Below are 8,291 nucleotides of genomic sequence, written 5' to 3'. Positions count from 1 at the left end.
TCATTTTGAATCTGACGAGATTAAAAATCTCAATTGTGCTTCGAAATCATACAGTCAGATGACGTGTACCGATTTCTCAGCGTCGATCTTGCAAGCAAGATCGTTACTCACTCGTTGTTCAGTTTTCAAAGATCAAACTTCGTTTGCGTCCGAGTGTTGTTCTCTTCAGCAACTTTTATATCTTATCACATCCGAACCAATTTAGCAAGCACTTTTTTTTAAGTTTCTTTCGAAGCTTATTTGGTTTGCTTACCGCACCGTGTTTCTCGTGTTTTCTTGGCCGGAATTAGAATATACCATGTTCATATTTTTTATGCAAGTACTTTTTTAAAAAAAACTTCAATCTCGATTCTCCCCTCCCTTTCTTTGCTTATCTTCTATATATAGCACCATATATCATCTTAAACACTATCGCTTATACAAACCCTAACAAAAGCCAGGCAAGCCCCATCCTCCTCCATCAGGAAGATACAGTTGAGACTCGTATCTGGCTTTTTATAAAACTCTTTTCTTCTATATAAGACACGTTTCGAATCATGTGATATAAGCACTCCATCAAGAGACCGTTATAAGATGCGTTTACCGAGCAGTGAAGCGATCAGTTCTACACCTAATCTTGCGGTATGTCTATTGTGGTCAAACAGCGGATTTACCTCTACAAGTTCCATGGATGTTATCCGGTTTGTCGAAGCCAATAACTCTAGAGCAAAATGAGCTTCCCGGTAATTCAATCCGCCAGGCACCGGCGTACCGACGCCCGGAGCTTCACGAGGATCAAGACAATCCATATCAAAGCTAAGATGAATCCCATCACTTCCTTTTCCTGCTACGGCCAATGCTTGTTCAACAACACACTGTATCCCCATTCGGTCTATATCATGCATCGTGAAGCTTTTAATTCCATGTGCTCTAATCTGCTCTTTCTCATACTCATCCAGATCACGCAGACCAACGTATACCAGATTGGAAGGATTAATGAACGGACCCACTCCAGGAATATGAGACAAATTAAAGGCAGAATGCCCAAGCGCTGCTGCCAAACTCATCCCGTGCATGTTACCAGACAGACTGCGTTCTTCGGTATTCAGATCTGCATGTGCATCAAACCAGATTACACCCAGGTTGGAATAATGGGACGTGAGTCCGGCAAGAGTACCGATCGCCACACTGTGATCCCCGCCGAGAACAAGTGGAAAAGAGCCATCTGCCACGGCACGCGATACTTCAGTGCATACTCGCTCACTCACTTGTCGCACTTCATCTAAATACTTTACACGGTTACGCTCAATCGGAGCATCGGATACCGAAGGACATTCCACTCGCACTTCCTCTGAGAGAACCAATCCCAGTCTCGCAATCTCCCGCTTCAGTCCAGCTGTAATTAGCTCATCAGGGCCTAACTCAGCACCACCTCTTGCACCACCGAGACCAAAAGGAACTTTGATAATGGCTACCTGGCGTTGTTCCATAGATAACAGACTCGTTTCATTACAAGTACTTAGGATGTCCGCAGCTTCCGTTTTATGATTCCCCATTGAGGTCAGCTCCTTCACTGCTTAATTAAGAAGTAATGAATTTAATAATAAGAACCGATGGATACCGCCTAACCTAGACCTCAGTCTCTTAATACCTGTTCAATCCTCTCTACTGCCCAATTGATTTCATCCTCTGTAATGGTAAGCGGCGGCGCAAATCGAATCGTTGTTTCATGCGTTTCCTTGCACAGCAATCCTGCCGACATCAGTTGCTCGCAATACGGGCGGGCAGGCACATGAAGATCAACACCAATAAACAACCCTCTTCCACGTATCTCTTTCACAGCCGTACTCCTAATCCCCTCAAGTCTCTTCATAAAATAATTCCCAAGACGCTCCGATCGCTCCGCCAGCCGCTCATCTTCATAAACCTGCAGCGCTGCAACCGCCACTGCACAAGCAAGCGGATTGCCACCAAACGTGGAACCATGAGAACCTGGCTCAAACAAATTAAGAATCTCAGCATCCGCTGCCACAGCCGAGATCGGCATGATCCCTCCGCCAAGCGCTTTACCCATGATCCAGAGATCAGGCACGGCCCCCTCCCAATCAGAGGCAAAACGACGTCCTGTTCGTCCGAACCCTGTCTGGATTTCATCCGCTACCGTCAATACCTGCATCTCCCTGCATAGAGCAAAGGCTTCCGCAAGATAGCCATCCGGCGGAATGATTATGCCAGCCTCTCCCTGAATCGGCTCCACAAGAAATGCCGCAGTATAAGGAGTGATTGCTTGCCTCAACGCCTCGACATCCCCATAAGGAATAATCCGAAACCCGGGTGTAAAGGGACCAAAGTCTTTTTTGTACTCCGGGGAAGATGAGAAAGACGTGACAGTCAACGTTCTTCCGTGAAAGTTACCAGAGCATACGATAATCTCAGCTTGGTTCTCAGGTACTCCTTTGCAACGATAAGCCCATCTGCGCACTGCCTTAACCGCGGTTTCCACCGCTTCAGCTCCCGTGTTCATAGCAAGAATCTTCGATTTGCCTGTAAATTGCGAAAGTTTTTGATAAAAAAGAGAGGCTGCACTGCTGTGAAATGCCCGCGATGTCAACGTAACCAGGTCAGCCTGGTCCTTCAGCGCCTGAATAAGGACTGGATGTCTATGTCCATGATTCAACGCCGAATAGGCACTTAACATATCCATATACCGAAGGCCCTCGGGATCTTCAACCCAAACTCCCTCGGCCTTTTCAATGACAATGGGGAGCGGATGATAGTTAGGCGCAGCATAATGTTCCGACCATTCTAACCATTTTTGCGAGTCTGACATAACCCCCAGCACCTCCTGCCGATTTTGTATACAAAATACAATATCAATGTATGCTCTGCCATCCCCATTTACGACCCCAATACAGCTATTTCCACAACAGCCCGGTGGTTCCACATATTCATACACCATAGCCCCTGTTTAACGGGAAGTGGAAATTTTGCGTTCCACCCAGGCGAGCAGATTTGCCAGTGTAAATGTGATCACAAAATAGAGAGCAGCGGCAACGAGAAGCGGGGCAAGCGGTTGGAAAGTGACACCTTGAACAGCCCTGGCCGTATAGATAATTTCAGCAATTCCAATCATGGAAACAAGGGAGGAGTCTTTAATGATAATAATGAATTCATTGCCGATTGCCGGCAGCATATTGCGGAATGCTTGTGGTAGTATAATGTAGCGAAGCGTCATGCCATGAGTCAAACCAAGTGAACGGGAAGCTTCCGTCTGCCCTTTATCGATCGCCTGGATTCCAGCTCGGAACACTTCGGCCATATAAGCAGAACTATTCATGGTCAGAGCTACAACCCCAGACATAAATGCTGGCAGATTCACACCGATAACAGTCAGACCATAATGAATGATAAGAATTTGCACCAGCATCGGCGTGCCCCGAATGAGCTCGATATAAGCTGACACCACAAATTTGATTGGCCATACGCGTGATATACGCATCAGTGCAACAATAACGCCAAGGATCGTCCCCAGCAGGACACCAAAGAAAGATAACTCCAGCGTCACCCACGCACTTCGTGCGTAATCCTGCCAATGCTCCGAAAGAAAAGAAAAATCTAAATTCACGGCATATCCCTCACTCGCCCGGTTTAGTCACCGACCAACTCATTCGCTTCAACGACGAACCGTTCGATATCACCATTACTTTTGAGCTTTGCCAGAGTGCTGTTGATCTGATCAACCAACTCCTGATTTCCTTTTTTCACAGCGATCGCCGAACCGGCTTCATCTTCAGCTTGTTCAATCTTCACATCCGACAAGGCTAGCCCCTGCTGATTTTTCACATATTGTTCCGCGACCGGTTTCTCCAGAATAAGGGCATCCACACGACCAGTCTGCAATTCCAGGATCAACTCAGGAATTTTGGCCAGAGATGTAAGCTTGGCACCTTCTACTGCTTGAGCAATCCCTTCTTGAATGGAACTTTTCTGTACACCGACCAGTTTGCCAGACAGATCATCCAACGAGTTTAATGCATCACCTTCACCTTCCCTGACAAGCACGGCCTGCTCTGCATAGTAATAGATGTCCGTGAAATCAACATTCTTCTTCCGCTCTTCTGTAGGAGTCAAACCCGAAATCACAAAATCAACCTTTCCCGTATCGAGCGCCATTAGCAGACCGTCAAAATCCATGTCTTCAATCTTCAATTCAGCTCCCAGATCGGCTGCTATGGCCTTGGCTATCTCGATATCGAAACCTACAATGGTGTCTTTGCCATCCATACTCTTGTGAAATTCATAGGGTGCGTAATCTGCACTGGTACCGAGCACAATCACTTCCTTCTCTTTGGCATCTCCTCCAGCGGAGGAAGCAGGTTCCGAAGCGCTGCCTGTGGTTTGTTTCTGCCCACAAGCCGACATGATTACAACCATTAACATCAGTATCACTGGCAAAAGCACTCTTTTCACAAATCATACCCCTATTCTTTTTTTGGATGATAAGCATTTTAAATTTGTATACAATATACATAACACAATATAAGGGCTTTTATGTAAGTTATACTAACAAACATTTGAATTTTCAGCAATGGTTTTTACACATTTATGGACTTATATTCCAAATTAGCAGCAATACATTACATACACATGACGCAAAATAGGTATTTAAGTTTGCTTGCCCAACTTCCCCCTCGGTGTTAAGATGATAAAAACTTGTTACACCTGAACGGCGCACTACACTGGGCTTATGCCCCACACATCCTATCATCACTATATACAGAAGGGGGGATTCGGTATGGAAGTACCTAAATACCGGTCCTTGAAAGATCACGTTTACGATTACATTGCCCAGAAGATTCAGGATGGAACACTGCTTCCCAATCAAAAGATCAATGAAGCGGAGATATGCAAAAAGCTGGACATCAGCCGCACCCCCACAAGAGAGGCATTGTTCCAGCTTACATCAGACAATTTGCTGCAATACATTCCGCGCCGGGGATTCATCGTTGCACCGTTTGATTCCGGCAAGAAACTCGAATTCTCCCAGGCCATCGGGGTACTGGAGGCACTTGCTGCCACGCTCGCAGCAGATAATCTGAGAACATCTGACCTACTGGAGATGGAAGCACTCGTTGCGAGAATGGACGAGGACATCGCCCAGCTCGATCTCACCGCCTACAGCAAAGATCAATATCAATTCCACAACTTGTACATCCAGCGCTGCGGGAACGCAACGGTGATCGAGATGTTAAATACGCTGAAAAACAGCTTTATTCGCCAGTCGTATGTTAGTGATAATAAACCGAAGTTATCCAGTGTGCTTCAGGAAGTTAACGAAGAGCATCGCCAGATTCTAGGCGCTTTTCGCACCAAAGACAAACCGCAATTGGAGGCCCTTCTCAAACACCACTGGCGCATTATCGACAATGATATGCTGTAAAGCCTCCGTCTGCTATCAGCCCATCAGCAAAATGCAGCGCAAACAAGGCAACTCACGTCGTGGGTTGCCTTTTCTTTTACGTTTTCCCATACATCGACAACGTTCATAGCGTCTGAAACTCATCTTATCCCTTCTCTGTCTCGTTAAGCGGTGCTCTTGCTTCCAACACAGCGTACCCCAACTTTTTACCATACCTTGCGAGCAATCGATCATTGGTTTGACTCATTCGCCGGACCTGCTCATCCTCGAACAGCGCCATATCCAGCTCCCGGTGTGGATCATGATCCACACCCCATTTCCCAATGGAACGCGAATGCTCATGAACTGACACATCCGCAAATCCGCTCTGTTTGAGACGCTTCTTCCATTCCGTCATCGTAGCCAGTGTCCTCATACCGTAAAACCGCTTCAACCTGCGTCGCATCAGATCGGTCTTCCGTCCACACAATATCATCTCACGATCTATTAAACGTCCACCCGGTTTCAAAACTCGCCTATATTCGGCAAGCGCAGCGCGCCAGCGGGTAAATATCGTAACCGACTCTACAAACACCAGATCGAAGCGGTGATCCGGAAAGGGTAATGCAGTGACATCCGCCTGAATAAAACGAATATCCAGGCGTTCTCGTCTTGCTCGCCTCACTGCTTTCTCCAGCATTTCGCGGTGAAGATCAACCGCAGTCACCCGATAACCATTTCGTGCGAGATAACAAGCCGTTCTCCCTGTACCACATCCTACTTCCAGCACTTGACCATGCGCCGGGAGAGACAAGGAATCTATAAGTTGAACTGTTGCTGTAAATCCACCAGGATGCGCGCTTCCTTCACCAAGTTTTGCCAATAAGTCATGATAATCCACAATCTCCAGCTCCTTTCCTCCCTTCAGTGTATGGAGCAACTTCAAAAGCGGCACATCCCTATGCATTTTCCGGGTACTCGTCCATACCATTTCGTTCTTTTTTTACTATGATATACAAACCGTTGATTCAAGCGGCAAACCGCAAAATCTGAGGGGGATATGCATGCACAGAATTCATCCGGTATGTGAAGAGACGGTGTCTCCGCACGTAGGACGCCCTGTTTGTATGATTATGAAAGACGGCAAGCACATATACGGCACACTTGGGGGATGCCGGGATGGCAAGATTTATGTAAGCGGAAGTTTCGAAGGGCCACGTTTATGCTCTGTCAAATCCAAACAACAGCTCCGCAGAAAAGGGAAAAGCAACGCCGTTGCAGCCAAGAAAGTGAAGTCTTCAGCTTTCGGTCCTTACGGTTACGGATATGGCGGAGGTTATGGCTACGGGGCTGGATATGATCTTGCTCTGGTGACCACATTACTGCTGCTTCCATTCCTTTTCATCTAAATCAACAAACCCTTTTCACCTTTTATGCCTAGTTAACAGCAAAAATCCCCCACATTGCACTGCTGCAATAAGGGGGATTTTTGTTACCATAATCCTCTGCAAAATAAAAAAAGGCATTCGCCATAACGAATGCCAGGAACTTCATATTTCAAACCCTTATCTTTGCACAAGATGTCAGGTCTTAGTTAAAAAAAAACACCTCGTAAGAGGCGGGTAAGCTATGTTAAATCCGATTTCCTTTAGACATCGTTTTCAGGTTGCTATTCGAATTTTCAAGCAATGGCAGCATCCTAGTCGTGCTAACCATCTCAGAAGCACATATCGGACAAGTAGGCACGCTATCAAACGCAAAATTGTCCCGCATCCATCCTTTGCACGTATCACTCGTACACTCCCAGATTGCCGCATCCGCTTGTGGAATCTCTTCCAATGGCTTTTTGCGATTATACATGACTTCTACCCCCTTTGTTATGGAAAAACATCTAACCGACGTTATTTCACAGAAGCCTATACTTAGCTGAAGTTTTGCATCCCGCTTGGGCTACTGCCTCGACAACTTATTGGGCCGACTTTCATCTATCTGCTCAAAAAAAAGAAGCTGCCTTTACCATTATAACATGTTAAAGGCAGCTATGCTTTAATTACAGTTTTACAACTTCTTCTGCTTGAGGACCACGGTTTCCTTGTACAATTTTAAATTGCACGCGTTGACCTTCGTCCAGCGTTTTGAAGCCTTCGCCTGTAATAGCGCTGAAGTGTACGAATACATCTTCTCCGCCTTCAACTTCGATGAAACCGAAGCCTTTATCAGCGTTGAACCATTTTACTGTTCCGTTTTGCATGTGAATTACACCTCCAAATAAAGATTAACATGTTCCTTTGTTCTTTGCAGCAAGCAAATAAAAATTCACACATTGAAAAAGGTACCAGTCATAACCTATAAGTGATCGCCCTTTACAATATGTGAATTAGGTTTTCCACTCTCTCTACAACTTGTTCTTATTATAACTCCATTTCTGCCAAAAAGCAAATCTTTGTATTTTCTTTTCAAACAGCTTTGGAAATACATGTTATTGCTGCGTACTTGGACAAGTCTTGTTCAAAAGGTCTGCCGCTGTTGTGCGGTCTTATGAAAGGATATGCAGATTCGAACCAACTTATACATTTTTTATAAAAGATTTTGGCATGCATATCCATTTCAACTGGAATCACCTGTTCCAATACATCAATAAAACTACGTCCAGGCCCACATGAAGGCATCCCGATCCCAGGCAATTTGCCCGCCATGAAGTTTCCGGAACGCTTTCTTCACCTCTTTTGATAAAGAAGCATTGCCATTCTCATTTACAAAAACAAACTCATCGCCAAAATGAGTCTTCACATATTCAATTGCGGCTTCCTGACGGAGTGTTCCAGTAAATTTAATTTCCTGAACCATCCACTCAGCTACGTCCTGTGCTGTTTTTTCCATTCTTATCACCTGCCGTCTATCCCATTGTGCGGAG

Annotated in this window: 10 protein-coding genes; 2 read left to right on the top strand and 8 right to left on the bottom strand. The window is 45.6% G+C overall.

Features of this window, described 5'->3' with window-relative positions:
- Positions 1-566: 566 nt before the first annotated feature.
- The 4 genes from rocF to HP552_RS04910 all read right to left on the bottom strand — a co-directional run bounded on the left by rocF (position 567) and on the right by HP552_RS04910 (position 4,449).
- Complete coding sequence (rocF, locus tag HP552_RS04925) at positions 567-1,535, bottom strand: arginase (RefSeq protein WP_312884210.1); 969 nt, start codon at positions 1,533-1,535, stop codon at positions 567-569.
- An 80-nt stretch (positions 1,536-1,615) separates the two neighbouring features.
- Positions 1,616-2,809 carry an ornithine--oxo-acid transaminase gene (locus tag HP552_RS04920; RefSeq protein WP_175394485.1) on the bottom strand — a complete coding sequence of 398 codons (1,194 nt, stop codon included), beginning with the start codon at positions 2,807-2,809 and terminating at the stop codon, positions 1,616-1,618.
- 138 nt (positions 2,810-2,947) lie between these two features.
- Positions 2,948-3,604, bottom strand: coding sequence for an amino acid ABC transporter permease (locus tag HP552_RS04915; RefSeq protein ID WP_175394484.1), 657 nt, complete (start codon positions 3,602-3,604; stop codon positions 2,948-2,950).
- Between the two features lie 23 nt (positions 3,605-3,627).
- Positions 3,628-4,449, bottom strand: coding sequence for an ABC transporter substrate-binding protein (locus HP552_RS04910; protein ID WP_175394483.1), 822 nt, complete (start codon positions 4,447-4,449; stop codon positions 3,628-3,630).
- Between the two features lie 325 nt (positions 4,450-4,774).
- Here HP552_RS04910 and HP552_RS04905 point away from each other — a divergent pair, with 325 nt between their 5' ends.
- Positions 4,775-5,419, top strand: coding sequence for a GntR family transcriptional regulator (locus HP552_RS04905; protein WP_175394482.1), 645 nt, complete (start codon positions 4,775-4,777; stop codon positions 5,417-5,419).
- A 124-nt stretch (positions 5,420-5,543) separates the two neighbouring features.
- On the opposite strand, the gene HP552_RS04900 is transcribed toward HP552_RS04905, so the two are convergent.
- Positions 5,544-6,323, bottom strand: coding sequence for a class I SAM-dependent methyltransferase (locus tag HP552_RS04900; protein WP_175394481.1), 780 nt, complete (start codon positions 6,321-6,323; stop codon positions 5,544-5,546).
- Between the two features lie 118 nt (positions 6,324-6,441).
- Between HP552_RS04900 and HP552_RS04895 the strand changes: the two genes are divergently transcribed.
- Complete coding sequence (locus HP552_RS04895) at positions 6,442-6,786, top strand: hypothetical protein (RefSeq protein ID WP_175394480.1); 345 nt, start codon at positions 6,442-6,444, stop codon at positions 6,784-6,786.
- Between the two features lie 223 nt (positions 6,787-7,009).
- On the opposite strand, the gene HP552_RS04890 is transcribed toward HP552_RS04895, so the two are convergent.
- From HP552_RS04890 to HP552_RS04880, 3 genes are all read right to left on the bottom strand, one after another.
- The gene (locus tag HP552_RS04890; protein WP_056697134.1) at positions 7,010-7,237 is read right to left on the bottom strand and encodes a cold-shock protein; all 228 of its coding nucleotides are present in this window, start codon (positions 7,235-7,237) and stop codon (positions 7,010-7,012) included.
- A gap of 190 nt (positions 7,238-7,427) precedes the next feature.
- Entirely contained in the window at positions 7,428-7,628 is a 201-nt protein-coding gene (locus HP552_RS04885) for a cold-shock protein (protein ID WP_024633772.1), read from the bottom strand.
- 392 nt (positions 7,629-8,020) lie between these two features.
- Entirely contained in the window at positions 8,021-8,257 is a 237-nt protein-coding gene (locus tag HP552_RS04880) for a DUF6953 family protein (RefSeq protein WP_175394479.1), read from the bottom strand.
- Positions 8,258-8,291 lie beyond the last annotated feature (34 nt).

This window comes from Paenibacillus xylanilyticus, assembly GCF_013359935.1.
GTDB classification, from domain to species: Bacteria; Bacillota; Bacilli; order Paenibacillales; family Paenibacillaceae; genus Paenibacillus; species Paenibacillus xylanilyticus.
This window is presented reverse-complemented; position numbering and strand designations above follow the sequence as displayed.

What these genes read in the sequence shown, in the direction of transcription:
- HP552_RS04920 (WP_175394485.1), bottom strand. Translation starts at nt 2,809, where the DNA reads ATGTCAGACTCGCAAAAATGGTTAGAATGGTCGGAACATTATGCTGCG.
- rocF (WP_312884210.1), bottom strand. Translation starts at nt 1,535, where the DNA reads ATGGGGAATCATAAAACGGAAGCTGCGGACATCCTAAGTACTTGTAAT.
- HP552_RS04895 (WP_175394480.1), top strand. Translation starts at nt 6,442, where the DNA reads ATGCACAGAATTCATCCGGTATGTGAAGAGACGGTGTCTCCGCACGTA.
- HP552_RS04885 (WP_024633772.1), bottom strand. Translation starts at nt 7,628, where the DNA reads ATGCAAAACGGAACAGTAAAATGGTTCAACGCTGATAAAGGCTTCGGT.
- HP552_RS04890 (WP_056697134.1), bottom strand. Translation starts at nt 7,237, where the DNA reads ATGTATAATCGCAAAAAGCCATTGGAAGAGATTCCACAAGCGGATGCG.
- HP552_RS04905 (WP_175394482.1), top strand. Translation starts at nt 4,775, where the DNA reads ATGGAAGTACCTAAATACCGGTCCTTGAAAGATCACGTTTACGATTAC.
- HP552_RS04880 (WP_175394479.1), bottom strand. Translation starts at nt 8,257, where the DNA reads ATGGAAAAAACAGCACAGGACGTAGCTGAGTGGATGGTTCAGGAAATT.